Annotated in this window: 16 protein-coding genes and 1 tRNA gene; 12 read left to right on the top strand and 5 right to left on the bottom strand. The window is 62.0% G+C overall.

Going from position 1 to position 14,746, the window contains the following annotated elements:
- The first annotated feature begins 147 nt into the window (after positions 1-147).
- From ACIQUI_RS25980 to ACIQUI_RS25945, 8 genes are all read left to right on the top strand, one after another.
- Positions 148-507 (top strand): hypothetical protein, encoded by a 360-nt coding sequence (locus ACIQUI_RS25980; RefSeq protein WP_403203531.1) that lies wholly within the window; start codon positions 148-150, stop codon positions 505-507.
- 77 nt (positions 508-584) lie between these two features.
- Complete coding sequence (locus ACIQUI_RS25975; RefSeq protein ID WP_403203529.1) at positions 585-1,235, top strand: c-type cytochrome; 651 nt, start codon at positions 585-587, stop codon at positions 1,233-1,235.
- 62 nt (positions 1,236-1,297) lie between these two features.
- Positions 1,298-2,146 (top strand): c-type cytochrome, encoded by an 849-nt coding sequence (locus ACIQUI_RS25970; protein ID WP_403203605.1) that lies wholly within the window; start codon positions 1,298-1,300, stop codon positions 2,144-2,146.
- 288 nt (positions 2,147-2,434) lie between these two features.
- A complete protein-coding gene (gene galU / locus ACIQUI_RS25965) occupies positions 2,435-3,274 on the top strand; it encodes a UTP--glucose-1-phosphate uridylyltransferase GalU (RefSeq protein ID WP_403203527.1) in 840 nt (279 codons plus the stop codon).
- Positions 3,275-3,374: 100 nt separating this feature from the next.
- Positions 3,375-4,730 carry a glutathione-disulfide reductase gene (gene gorA / locus ACIQUI_RS25960; RefSeq protein ID WP_403203525.1) on the top strand — a complete coding sequence of 452 codons (1,356 nt, stop codon included), beginning with the start codon at positions 3,375-3,377 and terminating at the stop codon, positions 4,728-4,730.
- Between the two features lie 268 nt (positions 4,731-4,998).
- Positions 4,999-5,562, top strand: coding sequence for an alkyl hydroperoxide reductase subunit C (ahpC, locus tag ACIQUI_RS25955; RefSeq protein WP_003250537.1), 564 nt, complete (start codon positions 4,999-5,001; stop codon positions 5,560-5,562).
- A 124-nt stretch (positions 5,563-5,686) separates the two neighbouring features.
- Positions 5,687-7,249 (top strand): alkyl hydroperoxide reductase subunit F, encoded by a 1,563-nt coding sequence (gene ahpF, locus ACIQUI_RS25950; protein WP_403203523.1) that lies wholly within the window; start codon positions 5,687-5,689, stop codon positions 7,247-7,249.
- Positions 7,250-7,417: 168 nt separating this feature from the next.
- The gene (locus tag ACIQUI_RS25945) at positions 7,418-7,606 is read left to right on the top strand and encodes a hypothetical protein (protein ID WP_403203521.1); all 189 of its coding nucleotides are present in this window, start codon (positions 7,418-7,420) and stop codon (positions 7,604-7,606) included.
- Positions 7,607-7,610: 4 nt separating this feature from the next.
- Here the strand turns inward: ACIQUI_RS25945 and ACIQUI_RS25940 are convergent, their stop codons facing one another.
- From ACIQUI_RS25940 to nhaR, 3 genes are all read right to left on the bottom strand, one after another.
- The gene (locus ACIQUI_RS25940; protein ID WP_403203519.1) at positions 7,611-8,258 is read right to left on the bottom strand and encodes a YceH family protein; all 648 of its coding nucleotides are present in this window, start codon (positions 8,256-8,258) and stop codon (positions 7,611-7,613) included.
- A gap of 178 nt (positions 8,259-8,436) precedes the next feature.
- Positions 8,437-9,648: a serine/threonine transporter SstT gene (sstT, locus tag ACIQUI_RS25935; RefSeq protein ID WP_403203517.1), complete on the bottom strand. Its 1,212-nt coding sequence runs from the start codon at positions 9,646-9,648 to the stop codon at positions 8,437-8,439.
- A gap of 166 nt (positions 9,649-9,814) precedes the next feature.
- Complete coding sequence (gene nhaR, locus ACIQUI_RS25930; protein WP_403203515.1) at positions 9,815-10,708, bottom strand: transcriptional activator NhaR; 894 nt, start codon at positions 10,706-10,708, stop codon at positions 9,815-9,817.
- A 131-nt stretch (positions 10,709-10,839) separates the two neighbouring features.
- Between nhaR and ACIQUI_RS25925 the strand changes: the two genes are divergently transcribed.
- Positions 10,840-11,079, top strand: coding sequence for a hypothetical protein (locus tag ACIQUI_RS25925; RefSeq protein ID WP_403203513.1), 240 nt, complete (start codon positions 10,840-10,842; stop codon positions 11,077-11,079).
- Positions 11,080-11,109: 30 nt separating this feature from the next.
- A complete protein-coding gene (locus ACIQUI_RS25920) occupies positions 11,110-11,862 on the top strand; it encodes a TerC family protein (RefSeq protein ID WP_019473607.1) in 753 nt (250 codons plus the stop codon).
- 129 nt (positions 11,863-11,991) lie between these two features.
- Here the strand turns inward: ACIQUI_RS25920 and ACIQUI_RS25915 are convergent, their stop codons facing one another.
- Positions 11,992-12,171 carry a hypothetical protein gene (locus ACIQUI_RS25915; protein WP_391136511.1) on the bottom strand — a complete coding sequence of 60 codons (180 nt, stop codon included), beginning with the start codon at positions 12,169-12,171 and terminating at the stop codon, positions 11,992-11,994.
- A gap of 222 nt (positions 12,172-12,393) precedes the next feature.
- Here ACIQUI_RS25915 and ACIQUI_RS25910 point away from each other — a divergent pair, with 222 nt between their 5' ends.
- The gene (locus ACIQUI_RS25910) at positions 12,394-13,071 is read left to right on the top strand and encodes a peptidase C39 family protein (protein WP_403203511.1); all 678 of its coding nucleotides are present in this window, start codon (positions 12,394-12,396) and stop codon (positions 13,069-13,071) included.
- A gap of 111 nt (positions 13,072-13,182) precedes the next feature.
- Here ACIQUI_RS25910 and ACIQUI_RS25905 read toward each other — a convergent pair whose 3' ends face one another.
- A complete protein-coding gene (locus tag ACIQUI_RS25905; RefSeq protein ID WP_403203509.1) occupies positions 13,183-14,466 on the bottom strand; it encodes an NAD(P)/FAD-dependent oxidoreductase in 1,284 nt (427 codons plus the stop codon).
- Positions 14,467-14,667: 201 nt separating this feature from the next.
- Here ACIQUI_RS25905 and ACIQUI_RS25900 point away from each other — a divergent pair.
- Positions 14,668-14,744 (top strand) — tRNA-Val (locus ACIQUI_RS25900).
- The last annotated feature ends 2 nt before the right edge of the window (positions 14,745-14,746 follow it).

The raw sequence follows: 14,746 nt of genomic DNA, 5'->3' as shown, positions 1-14,746 counted from the left end.
AGGTTTGGATCTGCAAACGCAAACGATACCACGATGTGCCGTTACACTGCCGCGTTCGATGGCCAGTCGCCGATAAATCTGCCAATGCAGGGAGCAAAACCGCCTGGCCGTGGTCGAAGCGTATTCTTGATGGCTGAGGTGTTGCAAATGAAGTGGATGGTGGCGGCGTTGTCGGTAACGCTGGGTGGCTGCGTAAGTGTTGCCGAGCTGGAACAGTCGCATGAAACGATGGATGTGATCTCTGGCAAGAGCCCGCGCGCCTACGCCGATTGCGTCAAGCAGAAGCTGGCCGATACCCGCGACCCGCTGACGGAAGAGCAGCGTGGCGACGGCCTACGGCTGATCGTGCCGCAAAAGATCACCGCAGGGGCTGGCCCGGCCGCGCTGGTGGACATCGACAAACGTGGCAGCGGCAGCAGCATCAAGCTGCACGAGCGGTTGAATAACTTCCCGCTGCGCCTGGGCGATGTGCGCACTGCCGCTACCCAGTGCATCTCCGGAAGTTGATCTGAGGCAACGGTTGTTCCTTGCTTTGCTTATATGTTTCAAGCCTAAACATATAACAAAAGCAAAGGAGCTTCGTGATGACGCCGTTGAGACGCGTAGTGATCGGCAGCCTGCTGATCCTGGCCTGGCCCGTAGCGCATGCCACCGATGGCCAGAAAATCTTCACCCAGGGCGGGGCCAACCCCGCTGCCATGGCTTGCATGGGCTGCCATGGCCCGGACGGCAAGGGCATCGCTGCTGCCGGCTTCCCACGTTTGGCCGGGCTACCGGCCGGTTACCTCAGCAAGCAACTGCATGACTGGCGCAGCGGCAGCCGCAAGCAGCCGGTGATGGAGCCGCTGGCCAAAGCCCTGAGCGAGGACGAGATCAAGGCAGTCAGCGCCTACTTGTCCAGCCTGCCGGCAGACCCTGCCAGTGACCTGCGTCGTCAGCAGATTGCCGAAGATTCCACTACCCGCATGGCCCTGTACGGCGACTGGACCCGACACATTCCCGGCTGCGTGCAATGCCACGGCCCGGGCGGTGGCGGAGTAGGCGAACACTTTCCGCCCTTGGCCGGCCAGCCCGCCAGCTACCTGGTGGCGCAGCTCAATGCCTGGCGCGACGGCAGCCGCAGCAATGACCCCAACCAGCTGATGGTCGGCGTGGCCAAGGCCATGACCGAAGACGAGATCAAGGCCGTTGCCGAGTTCTTCGCCCGCCCCGCCAGCCAGGAGGTCAAGCCATGAAGCCGATGATTCCCGCCGTGTTGCTGCTGGCCATGGGCAGCGCCCAGGCTGCACCGATCGCCATGGAAGACCAGTCGCAACTGAAAGTGCCCGGTGTGCAGACACCCGCGCAGTTCGCGCCGCCCGCCGAAAGTGACTTGCCCGATAACGCCTTTGGCAAGATGGTGCGGCAAGGCCATGCCCTGTTCGTCGACACCCGCCGGCTGATGCCCGAGGCCGTGGGCAACGGCATGAACTGCAGCAACTGCCACCTTGACCAGGGGCGGCTGGCGCATTCGGCGCCGCTATGGGGCGCGTATCCGATGTACCCGGCGTACCGCAAGAAAAACGACAAGGTGAATACCTTTGCCGAGCGTATCCAGGGCTGTTTCCAGTTCAGCATGAATGGCAAGCCGCCGACCGCCGACAGCCCGCAGATGACGGCGCTGGCGGTGTATTCGTACTGGCTGTCGACCCAGGCACCGACCGGTGTGGAGATTGCCGGGCGTGGCTACCCGGAGGTGGCGCAGCCCAAGGGCGGTTATGACTTCGAGCGCGGCCAGCAGGTTTACGCCGATCAGTGTGCGATCTGCCATGGCAGCAATGGCGAAGGGCAGAAGGTTGCAGGTGAGTACGTGATGCCGCCACTGTGGGGCGAGGACTCGTACAACTGGGGCGCCGGCATGCACCGTATCAATACCGCGGCGTCGTTCATCAAGTACAACATGCCGCTGGGCAAGCCGGGCAGCCTCAGTGACCAGCAGGCCTGGGACGTGGCAGCGTGGATCAACCGCCATGAGCGGCCACAGGACCCGCGGCTGGTGGATGGGTCTGTGGAGAAGACGCGGGTGAAGTTTCATGCCAATGACGGGGTGAACCTGTACGGGCAACAGGTGGATGGGGTGCTGATCGGGCAGGGTACCGGCAGCTGATGCATGCCTGTGCCGGCCTCTTCGCAGGCTTGCCCGCTCCCACAGGTTCTGCATGCTGTGCGGCGCTTGTGGGAGCGGGCAAGCCCGCGAAGGGGCCAACACAGGCAACCATGCCTTTTGTCATTTCACTGTCATGTATGACAGCAATATTTACGATCCCCCGGAACTATCTACACTGGGTTATCTCTATCTTCCCATCGGTCGGCCACAGGTGAGGCATTGTAAGGTGACTGCCGCCTGATTAGACTGCGCCGAATTCCACAGGCCTAGCCTTTTGTAAGGACGTTTATGATCAAGAAATGCTTGTTCCCGGCAGCCGGTTACGGCACTCGCTTCCTGCCTGCTACCAAAGCCATGCCCAAGGAAATGCTGCCGGTGGTCAACAAGCCACTGATCCAGTATGGCGTTGAAGAAGCATTGGATGCGGGTCTGAACGAAATCTCCATCGTGACCGGTCGCGGCAAGCGCGCCCTGGAAGACCACTTCGATATCAGCTACGAGCTGGAAAACCAGATCAAGGGCACCGACAAGGAAAAATACCTGGTTGGCATCCGTCGTCTGCTCGACGAATGCTCGTTCTCGTACACCCGTCAGACCGAAATGAAAGGCCTGGGCCATGCCATCCTCACCGGTCGCCCGCTGATCGGTGACGAGCCGTTCGCCGTGGTGCTGGCGGATGACCTGTGTGTGAACCTTGAAGGTGACGGCGTGCTGGCGCAGATGGTTGCGCTGTACAAGAAGTACCGCTGCTCGATCGTCGCCATCCAGGAAGTCGACCCGCAGGAAACCAACAAATACGGCGTCATCGCCGGCGAAGAGATCAAGGACGGCATCTTCCGTGTCGACGCCATGGTCGAGAAACCGAAGCCGGAAGATGCCCCATCGAACCTGGCCATCATCGGCCGTTACATCCTGACCCCGGACATCTTCGAGAAGATCGAACAGACCGAGCCTGGCAAGGGTGGCGAGATCCAGATCACCGACGCGCTGATGAAGCAAGCGGAAGAAGGTAACGTGATCGCCTACAAGTTCCAGGGCAAGCGTTTCGACTGCGGTGGTGCCGAAGGCTACATCGAGGCGACCAACTTCTGCTTCGAGAACTTCTACAAGGCTGGCAAGGCGTACTGATACGCCAGTGCGGGTTCCACAGAGCCACCCTTCGGGGTGGCTTTTTTGTGTGCGGACGCCAAGGGCGTTATGCTGGCCGCCTGCCTAGGAGACTGAATACATGGCCTACGATTTTGATCTGTTCGTGATTGGCGCCGGGTCCGGCGGCGTGCGCGCGGCGCGCTTTGCCGCCGGCTTTGGCGCAAAGGTGGCAGTGGCCGAAAGCCGCTACCTGGGCGGTACCTGCGTCAACGTTGGCTGCGTACCGAAAAAATTGCTGGTGTACGGCGCGCATGTTGCTGACGAACTGGAGCAGGCCGCAGGCTTCGGCTGGACCCTGGAAGAAGGGCATTTCGACTGGGGTACCCTGATAGCCAACAAAAACCGTGAAATCGAGCGGCTCAACGGCATTTACCGCAACTTGCTGGTCAACAGCGGCGTCACCCTGCTGCAGGGCCATGCGCGCATGACCGGCGCCAATGAAGTGGAAATCGAAGGCCAGCGCTACACCGCCGAACACATCCTCATCGCAACAGGTGGCTGGCCACAGGTGCCGGACATTCCGGGCAAGGACCTGGCCATCACCTCCAACGAAGCTTTCTACCTCAAGGACCTCCCTCGTCGGGTGCTGGTGGTGGGTGGCGGTTACATCGCCGTCGAGTTCGCTGGCATCTTCCAGGGCCTGGGGGCCGACACCACGCTGCTGTACCGTGGTGACCTGTTCCTGCGTGGCTTCGATGGTTCGGTGCGCACGCACCTGAAGGAAGAGCTGGAAAAGCGCGGTCTCGACTTGCAGTTCAACGCCGATATCCAGCGCATCGACAAGCTTGAAGACGGCAGCCTCAAGGCCACCCTGAAAGACGGCCGCGAGTTGCTTGCAGATTGTGTGTTCTACGCCACAGGGCGGCGCCCGATGCTGGACAACCTGGGCCTGGAAAACACTGGGGTAGAGCTGGACCCGCGAGGCTACATTCGGGTCGATGAGCAGTACCAGACGACCGCCCCGTCGATCCTGGCCATTGGCGATGTCATCGGCCGTGTGCAACTTACCCCCGTGGCCTTGGCCGAGGGCATGGCGGTGGCGCGGCGCTTGTTCAAGCCAGAGCAATACCGCCCGGTGGATTACCAGAACATCCCGACAGCGGTGTTCAGCCAGCCGCCTATTGGTACGGTTGGCCTGACCGAAGAGCAGGCGCTGCAGGCCGGGCACAAGGTGCAGGTGTTCGAAAGCCGCTTCCGCGCCATGAAGCTGACCCTGACCGACATTCAGGAAAAAACCCTGATGAAGCTGGTGGTGGATGCCGAGACCGACAAGGTGCTGGGTTGCCACATGGTTGGCCCTGATGCCGGCGAGATCATCCAGGGCCTGGGCATTGCCCTGAAGGCCGGGGCGACCAAGCAGCAGTTCGACGAGACCATCGGCGTGCACCCGACGGCAGCCGAAGAGTTCGTGACCATGCGCACAGTTACTCGTTAATGCCACTGGCCTCATCGCCGGCAAGCCAGCTCCCACAGGTATTGCACAAGTCCATGGGCCTGCGCTGTACCTGTGGGAGCTGGCTTGCCGGCGATGGGGCCAGTGAATGCTGCGCAATCCTTTGCTCAGCCCATTCCCTTCTATTAATAAACCCCGGTTATAGCCAAAACCAATCGCAAGCATGAGCTTTGCCAATGAGCCTTCAACGGGATGATTAGTTAGGATTCTATCCATCAACTGATTCCAACCCCATGAAGGAGCGTCTCTCATGCCAATCATCAACAGCCAGGTCAAACCGTTCAACGCCACCGCCTACCACAAGGGCGAGTTCGTCCAGGTCAGTGAAGCCGACCTGAAAGGCAAGTGGTCTGTCGTGTTCTTCTACCCGGCCGACTTCACCTTCGTTTGCCCGACCGAACTGGGTGACCTTGCTGACAACTATGCCGAGTTCCAGAAGCTGGGCGTGGAAATCTACGGCGTGTCGACCGACACCCACTTCACCCACAAAGCCTGGCACGACACTTCGGACACCATCGGCAAGATCGAGTACCCGCTGATCGGTGACCCGACCCACGTCATCTCGCGCAACTTCGACGTGCTGATCGAAGAGGCCGGCCTGGCTGACCGCGGTACTTTCGTGATCAACCCGGAAGGCCAGATCAAGATCGTCGAACTGAACGACGGTGGTGTAGGCCGCGATGCTGCCGAGCTGCTGCGTAAAGTGAAGGCTGCCCAGTACGTTGCCGCTCACCCAGGTGAAGTGTGCCCGGCCAAGTGGAAAGAAGGCGAAGCCACTCTGGCGCCGTCGCTGGACCTGGTCGGCAAGATCTAAGGCCATGTGCACCTTGCGGGCGGTGAGCAGCCGCCAAAGCTGAAGTACTCACCGCCCCGTCAAACGCCCGGGCGACCTCGCCTGGGCGTTTTTGTATCCGAGTTTTGAAAAAGGAATCGCCCGTATGTTGGACGCCACGCTTAAATCGCAACTGAAAACCTACCTGGAGCGGGTCACCCAGCCGATCGAGATCGTTGCCTCCCTCGACGACGGCGCGAAGTCCCGCGAATTGCATGACCTGCTGGTGGAAATTGCCAGCCTGTCGAACCTGATTACCTTCAGCGCGGACGGCACCGATGCCCGTCGCCCATCGTTCTCGCTGAACCGCCCGGGGGGCGACATCAGCCTGCGCTTTGCCGGCATCCCCATGGGCCACGAATTCACCTCGCTGGTACTGGCGCTGCTGCAAGTCGGTGGTCACCCGTCCAAGGCCAGTGCCGAAGTGATCGAGCAGATCCAGGCGCTGCAAGGCGAATTCACCTTCGAAACCTACTTCTCGCTGTCGTGCCAGAACTGCCCGGACGTGGTCCAGGCGCTTAACCTGATGGCGGTGCTCAACCCTAACGTGCGCCATGTGGCCATCGACGGTGCGCTGTTCCAGGACGAAGTGGAAGCGCGCAAGATCATGGCGGTACCGAGCATTTACCTGAACGGCGAAGTGTTTGGCCAGGGCCGCATGGGCCTGGAAGAAATCCTCGGCAAGATCGACACCAATGCCGGCGCTCGCCAGGCCGAGAAGATCAACGCCAAGGACGCTTTTGATGTACTGGTGGTCGGCGGCGGGCCGGCTGGCGCCGCAGCGGCCATCTACGCCGCCCGCAAAGGCATCCGCACCGGGGTTGCCGCCGAGCGTTTCGGTGGCCAGGTGCTTGATACCCTGGCCATCGAGAACTTCATCTCGGTGCAGGAGACCGAAGGGCCGAAGTTGGCCACGGCGCTGGAAGAACACGTCAAGCAGTACGACGTCGACATCATGAACCTGCAGCGCGGTGAAGCGCTGATTCCGGCCGCCGATGGCGGCCTGCACGAAGTACGCCTGGCCGGCGGCGCCTCGCTCAAGGCCAAGACCGTGATCCTGGCCACCGGCGCCCGCTGGCGCGAAATGAATGTGCCGGGCGAGCAGGAGTACCGCGGCCGTGGCGTGGCCTACTGCCCGCACTGTGACGGCCCGCTGTTCAAGGGCAAGCGCGTGGCGGTGATCGGCGGTGGCAACTCGGGTGTGGAGGCAGCCATTGACCTGGCCGGCATCGTCGCCCAGGTGACGCTGATCGAATTCGACAGCCAGCTGCGTGCCGATGCGGTGTTGCAGCGCAAGCTGCACAGCCTGCCGAACGTCAAGGTGATCACCAGTGCGTTGACCACCGAGGTGCTGGGCAATGGTGAGAAAGTGACCGGCCTGCGCTACAAGGACCGCACCACCGACGAGCAACAAGAGGTGGCGCTGGAAGGTATCTTCGTGCAGATCGGCCTGTTGCCGAACACCGATTGGCTGAAAGGCACCGTCGAGCTGTCGCCGCGTGGCGAGATCATTGTCGATGCCAAGGGCCAGACCAGCATCCCGGGTGTGTTTGCCGCGGGTGACGTGACGACCGTGCCGTACAAGCAGATCGTGATTGCGGTGGGTGAGGGGGCCAAGGCTTCGCTGGCTGCGTTCGACCACCTGATCCGCACTTCGGCACCGGCGTAAGCCTGTACCGGCCTCTTCGCGGGCTTGCCCGCTCCCACAGGTACTACACAGGTCGTGATGACTGTGAAGATCCTTGTGGGAGCGGGCAAGCCCGCGAATGCGTCAGAACTGACAGAGATGAACCTGAGGTGTCTATGATTACTGCAGATCCCCTCAGGAACCACACCCATGACCCTGATCAGCCGCGAACCCTGGTGGCTAGTCCCGCCAAAGCCCGGGCAAACAGCGCAGGACCTGCACTGGGGCTATCTGGAAATCTACGCCGACGGCCGCACCGTGTTCGTCGATCAGCGCCCCAGTGACCGGGAGCTGGCCGAACGCAAGAGCTGCCGCAACTTCCCCGACCGCGAGCCATGACCGCTCAGCCTTCCAGCTCGGCCAGGCGTGCCTCCAGCGCCGCGATGCGCGCTTCGAGGGCTTCGATGCGTTCTTCCGACACACTGGCGCCACTGCTGCGTGCGCCACCTTCCTGCTGGCGCGCAGCGAGAATCGCCTCGATCTCTGCAGGGGCGCCCAATGCATGGGTGTAGCGGTCTTCGCGCTGGCCAGCCTGGCGTGGCAGGTGCAAGGCCAGGTCGCGTGAAATCAGGCGCTCCAACTGGTGCTGGATCTGCTCGGTGTCGTCGAAGTCGTGGAGGCGGTTGCTGCGGGTCAGCAGTTCGTTGAGGGTTTGCGGGCCGCGCAGGAACATCAGGCCCATCAGTATCAGCTGTGCCGGCACCAGCTCCAGTGCCTTGTCCACCCGTTGTTCCCAACGGTCAGCACGGCTGCCCATCTGCAGGCGGGTCATGCCTTGCCCTTCGAGGGCACGCAGGGCTTGGCCGACCTGGCCTTGGGTAAGGTTCATCACCGGCTCGCGGCTGGTCTTCTGGTTGCAGGCGAGGACAAGCGCATTGAGGGTCAGTGGGTAGCTTTCAGGGCTGGTGGCCTGCTTTTCGATCAGCGCGCCGAGAATGCGGATCTCGACGCTGCTGAAGCGGCCTTCACCTGCGGTTTCGTGTTCTGACATGGCCCTGTCTCATTGCTGGGGAAAGGCCACTAGCGTAGGTAAAGCGCCTGGCTTAAGCAATCATCTGCTTCTTCGCGGGCAAGCCCGCTCCCACAGGTACTGCACACTGCCCCGGGCTGGCGCTGTTCCTGTGGGAGCTGGCTTGCCGGCGATGGGCCGCAAAGCGGCCCCGGCAATCTCAAGCGCTGCGCCGTTCTTCGGCTTGGCACGCTGCCGCAGTGAACAGCACATCGGTCGACGAATTCAGTGCCGTCTCCGCCGAGTCCTGCAACACACCGATAATGAAGCCCACAGCCACCACCTGCATGGCAATTTCGCTTGGGATGCCAAACAGGCTGCACGCCAGCGGAATCAGCAGCAGCGAACCCCCGGCCACGCCCGAGGCGCCGCAGGCACATACCGCCGCCACCACGCTGAGCAGCACGGCCGTCGGCAAGTCTACCGGGATACCCAGGGTATGCACCGCAGCCAATGTCAGCACGGTAATGGTGATGGCCGCCCCGGCCATGTTGATGGTTGCGCCCAGCGGGATCGACACCGAGTAGGTGTCTTCATGCAGGCCAAGGCGTTCCGACAGTGCCAGGTTGACCGGGATGTTGGCCGCCGAACTGCGGGTGAAGAACGCGGTAATCCCGCTTTCGCGCAGGCACAGCAAGGTCAGCGGGTAGGGGTTGCGGCGTATCTTCCAGAACACGATCAGCGGGTTCATCACCAGCGCCACCAACAGCATGCAGCCGATCAGTACGGCCAACAGGTGCAGGTAGCCGAGCAGTGCCTGCAGGCCGGACTGGGCCAGGGTGGAACTGACCAGGCCAAAGATGCCCAGTGGGGCGAAGCGAATGACCACGCGCACGATCAGGGTTACGCCGTTGGACAGGTCGTCGACCACATTGCGGGTGGTTTCACTGGCATGGCGCAAGGCTACACCCAGGCCGATGGCCCAGGTGAGCACGCCGATGAAGTTGGCATTGAGCAGGGCGTTGATCGGGTTGTCGACCGCGCTCAGCAGCAGGTTTTGCATGACTTCGGTAATGCCGCCCGGCGCACTCAGGGTGGCCTCGCCGGTGCTGAGTACCAGGTTCGACGGGAACAGCATGCTGGCGCCCACTGCCACCACTGCTGCGGCAATGGTGCCCAGCAGGTACAGCCAGAGGATCGGGCGAATGTGGGTTTCCTGCCCGTGGCGATGGCTGGCGATCGATGCCATGACCAGGATGAATACCAGCACGGGTGCAACAGCCTTGAGGGCGCTGACGAACACCTTGCCGATGAAGGCGAGGTCGCGGGCGACCGCAGGCGCGAGCAGGGCAAGGGCGATGCCGGCGAGCAGGCCGATAACGATCTGCGTCACCAGGCTGGTGCGGTTGAGGAGGCGGAAGACAGGGGTCATGTGCAGCGGTATCTCGGAATCTGGAAAGGGCGGGACTTTACCATAGAGCCTTGTAGGGCTGTTCTGGCCTCTTCGCGGGCATGCCCGCTCCCACAGGTACAGCACACCTTTCGAGACCGACGCAGATCCTGTGGGAGCGGGCGTGCCCGCGAAAAGGCCCCCTCGGTCACCAATGAAACAACTCCCGCCGCGCCCCCTCGGTAATCGCCACGATCCCCGGGTGCTTGACCTTGCGCTCCACCGAAATGGCATAGAACGACTCATGCACCGCATCGGTCTGCCCGATCAGCTGCACGCCATACTGGCGGCATACCTCTTCGGCGATCACGCTGGGAGCAACGAAAATGCCGCTGCCCGACTGCCCGAACGCCTGCATCAACGCACTGTCATCAAACTCGCCCACGATCCGCGGCTGCACCTGGTGCTCGCCCAGCCAGCGCAGCAGGCGGCTGCGCACCACGGTTTCCTGGCCGGGCACCAGCAGCGGGGCGTCGTGCAGGCAAGCGGGGAAGGGGCCATCCAGCCGTTGCGCGAGTGCCGGGGTGGCGAAAAAGCTCAACCCGCACTCGCCCAGTTTCTGGCTGTAACCCTTGATGTCCAGGTGGTTGGGCATGGGGCTGTCGGAAATCACCAGGTCCAGGCGCTGGATAGCCAGGTCTGCCAGCAACCGCTCGAGTTTGTCTTCGCGGCAGTTGATGCGCAGCACCTCATCCAGCTCCATGGTCGGCGCCAGCAGGCGGTAGACGATGGATTTCGGCACCACGTCGGCCACGCCTACACGGAACAGGATCTGTTCCTGCGGGCCTGCACGCAGCATGGCCTCCAGCTCCACACCAATCTGGAACATCTGCTCGGCATACGCCAGCGTCTGGCGCCCGGTCTCGGTCAGCTCCAGCTGCCGGCCGGCGCGCTGGAACAGCTCCAGGCCGTAGGTTTGCTCGAGCAGGCTAATCTGCCCGCTGATGGTTTGTGGTGTGAGATTCAGCTGTTCGCTGGCGCGGGTGATGCTGCCAGTCTTGGCCACGGCCCAAAAGTAATGCAGCTGGCGATAGTTGAGCACCGTTGGTCGTCCGGATTCGTAAAAACCGAAGTATACGCCATGAAAATACGAATTTTCCTGAACTATCGGCGTCTCTAGAATGCACGGCATCAGGCGCTATGCGCCGCCGGGATATTTCAAGCGAGGACACCATGCTGCAACTCAAATCCATCGGCACCCCGTTGGTGCTGGCTTTGGCGCTGTTTACCCTGGCGGGTTGCGACCAGGCCGAAAAATCTGCCCAGCAGATGCTCGACCAGGCCGCGCAGTCGGCCAAGCAGGCCATCGACGACACCAACAACGCCGCCCAGCAGGCGTTAAGCGAGGCCATCGGTACCGAAGGGCACAAGCCTGAGGATGCCGACAAGAAAAAAGACACTCAGGAAATCTGACCCCCAAACCGCCGCTGCAGGATTTGAACAATGGAATACTTGCTGGAACTCGCCGCTAGCCCTACCGCCTGGGTTGCCCTGGCCACGCTGGTGGCCATGGAAGTTGTACTGGGTATCGACAACCTGATCTTCATTTCCATCCTGACCAACAAGCTGCCGGTGGAATACCGCTCCAAGGCGCGGCGTATTGGTATCAGCATGGCCTTGGTCATGCGCCTGGCCTTGCTCAGCACGGTGGCCTGGATCGTCCAGTTGACGGACCCGGTGTTCGAAGTGTTCGGCAACGCCTTCTCGTGGAAGGACATGATCCTGATTGCCGGTGGCCTGTTCCTGCTGTGGAAGGCGACCAAGGAGATTCACGAAAGCGTCGACCCGCACGGTGCCAAGGAAGAAGCCAAGGTAGGCTCCACGGTTACCCTGGGCTTTGCTGCGGCGATCTTCCAGATCCTGTTGCTGGACATCGTCTTCTCGGTGGACAGCATCATCACCGCCGTAGGCATGACCGAGCACCTGCCGATCATGATCATTGCCGTGATCACGGCGGTAATCGTGATGATGGTGGCCGCCGATCCGCTGGCCAACTTCATCAATGACAACCCGACGGTGGTCATGCTGGCCCTGGGCTTCCTGATCATGATCGGCATGACGCTGATCGCCGAAGGCTTTGGTGCTCATGTGCCGAAGGGGTATGTGTATGCGGCGATGGCGTTCTCGACGGTGATCGAAATGCTCAACATCTTTGCACGCCGGGCGCGGCTGAAGCGTGAGGCGGCTGAGGGTTGATGGACAGGCGGGGCGCTTTGCGCCCCGTTCGCGGGCTCGCCCGCTCCCACAGGGACCGCGTGAGCCACGTAGCTACGCGGTTCCTGTGGGAGCGGGCGAGCCCGCGAATGGTTTGATGAAAATCCAGGATCAGTGCACCCCGGCATGCCGCCGCGCCCGCCGCACGGGCTGTGGCTTGGCCGGGGCCTGCGGTGGCAGGTGGTGATGTTGTGCATGACGCCGCACGATACGTAGTACACCCCATAACATGGCGGCTGCGACGCTCAGCCACATGCCCACCAGCATGAGGATTGCCATGGTCAGGCTCATCTGTGCCTCCATCTCTACGGCCAAGCGCCCGATACCAGCACTTGCCTTCCAGACACTGCTTTAGTCTAGCCTTTTGCCTGTGACGTTCCATCGAACAAAGGTCTATTGCTGAGTCCGATTCGCTCCTAGCCGCTGTCGGACTATACCCGCGCCGCTGTGGGACCTATGATCGGTGGCCAGAGCCGGGCGCTGCCTGCCCGGCGTTGAAGCAAGCGAGTGTCCATGCAGCAACATTCCTTCAAAACCGCCCCTCGCCGGCTGCTGGCTGCCTGCCTGGTGGCGGCCAGCCTGGCCGGTTGTGCCAGCGCGCCGCCCGCCAACCTCAAGGGCTTGCCACAGCGGGTCGAGATCAGCAGCGTGCCGTTCTACCGCGGTAACGCCAACCACAGCGGCGCCATGGCCCTGGCGACCATGCTGTCGCAACAGGGCGCGCCAATCACCCCAGGGCTGCTGGACAAGCCGCTGAACCTGCCCCAGGCTGTTGAGGCGCTGGGCACCGGCATCCCCCGCGTAGCGCGGGAGTACGGCATGGTCGTGTACCCGTTGGACAAACAACTGGACGCACTGCTGACCCAGGTGGCGGCCGGCAACCCGGTGCTACTGCGTTATGAGGACGGATCGGCCTGGTGGGGCGAGCCCCGTTATGCCGTCTTGATCGGTTATGACCGCTACAAGCAGCGGGTGCTGTTGCGCGCAGGCATGCACCGGCGGCAAGTGATGGCGTTCGACGAGTTTGCCTCGGCGTGGGCGAAGCAGGGGAGTTGGGCAGTGTTGGTGCAGCCACCACGGCAGCTACCGGCCCAGGTGGATCGTCAGCGCTGGTTGCAGGCCGCGGATGAACTGGCGCGGGCGGGGCAGGAGATTGCAGCGAAGCAGGCCGTGAATAGCCTGAATAAGTGATATTGCCTGTACTGGCCCTTTCGCGGGCACGCCCGCTCCCACAGAAACCATGCACCCTGCACAAATTCTGTGGGAGCGGGCGTGCCCGCGAAGAGGCCAGGCCTGCTTACATCAGAAACCCAGGCGATCGCGCAGGCTGTAGTACCAGGCACCGATGGCGCTGAACGGTACGCGCAGCATCTGGCCACCCGGGAACGGGTAGTGCGGCAGGCCGGCGAAGGCGTCGAAACGCTGGGCCTGGCCGCGCAGGACCTCGGCCAGTACCTTGCCCGCGAGGTGGGTGTAGGTCACGCCGTGGCCCGAGCAGCCCTGGGAGTAGTAGATGTTGTCGCCGATACGGCCAACCTGCGGCAGGCGCGACAGGGTCAGCAGGAAGTTGCCGGTCCAGGCGTAGTCGATCTTCACGTTCTTCAGTTGCGGGAAGGCCTTGAGCATCTTCGGACGGATGATCGCCTCGATGTTGGCCGGGTCACGCGCGCCGTACACCACGCCACCGCCGAAGATCAGGCGTTTGTCGCTGGTCAGGCGGTAGTAGTCGAGCAGGTAGTTGCAGTCTTCGACGCAGTAATCCTGCGGCAGCAGGGTGCGTGCCAGTTCTTCGCCGAGTGGCTCGGTGGTGATCACCTGGGTACCGCATGGCATGGACTTGGCAGCCAGCTCCGGTACCAGGTTGCCGAGGTAGGCGTTGCCGGCAACGATGATGAACTTGGCGCGAATTTTACCCTGTGGTGTGTGCACCACCGGGTTGGCGCCACGCTCGATACGGATGGCCGGGGTTTGCTCATAAATGACGCCGCCCAGCGACTCGACCGCGGCCGCTTCGCCCAGGGCCAGGTTCAGCGGGTGGATGTGGCCGCCGCTCATGTCGAGCATGCCGCCGATGTAGCTGTCGCAGGCAACCACTTCGCGGATGCGCTTCTGGTCCATCAGCTCCAGCTGGTTGTGGCCAAAGCGTTCCCACAGGCGCTTTTGCGACTCCAGGTGGCCCATCTGCTTGCTGGTCAGGGCGGCGAACACGCCACCGTCTTTCAGGTCGCACTGAATGTTGTACTTGGCCACGCGCTCACGAATGATGCGCCCGCCTTCGAAGGCCATATGGCCCAGCAGTTGAGCTTCTTTAGCGCCAACGGTGCGCTCGATGACGTCGATGTCGCGGCTGTAGCTGTTGACGATCTGGCCACCGTTGCGGCCCGACGCACCAAAGCCGACCTTGGCCGCTTCGACGATGCTTACCTTGAAGCCGTTCTCCAGCAGGAACAGGGCGCTGGACAGGCCGGTGTAGCCGGCACCGATGATGCACACATCGGTTTCCACCTCACCCTGCAGCGCCGGACGTGGCGGCACCGGGTTGGCCGAGGCGGCGTAGTAGGACTGGGGGTAGGGGGTGTTAGCCATGCTGCAGGAACCTCGTGTTTTATATTTTTAACGAATGTACCGATGCTATCAATAATAATAAACACCCGCTAGTCGTCTGATGAAAATCCTTTACTGGGCCCTGGCCAATGCTTTTCTATAAAGCGGTTAAGATTCAGTAGCTTAGCGTGAAAAAAAATGTTGACAGGGTTTTAGGAATGCGTAGAATGCGCACCACACGACAGGCACATAGCTCAGTTGGTTAGAGCACCACCTTGACATGGTGGGGGTCGTTGGTTCGAGTCCAATTGTGCCTACCAAA

It is taken from the genome of Pseudomonas sp. NPDC090592 (genome assembly GCF_044769185.1).
GTDB lineage: Bacteria > Pseudomonadota > Gammaproteobacteria > Pseudomonadales > Pseudomonadaceae > Aquipseudomonas.
Note: the sequence above shows the minus strand (reverse complement) of the source record. Positions and strands in the feature narration are given on the sequence as shown.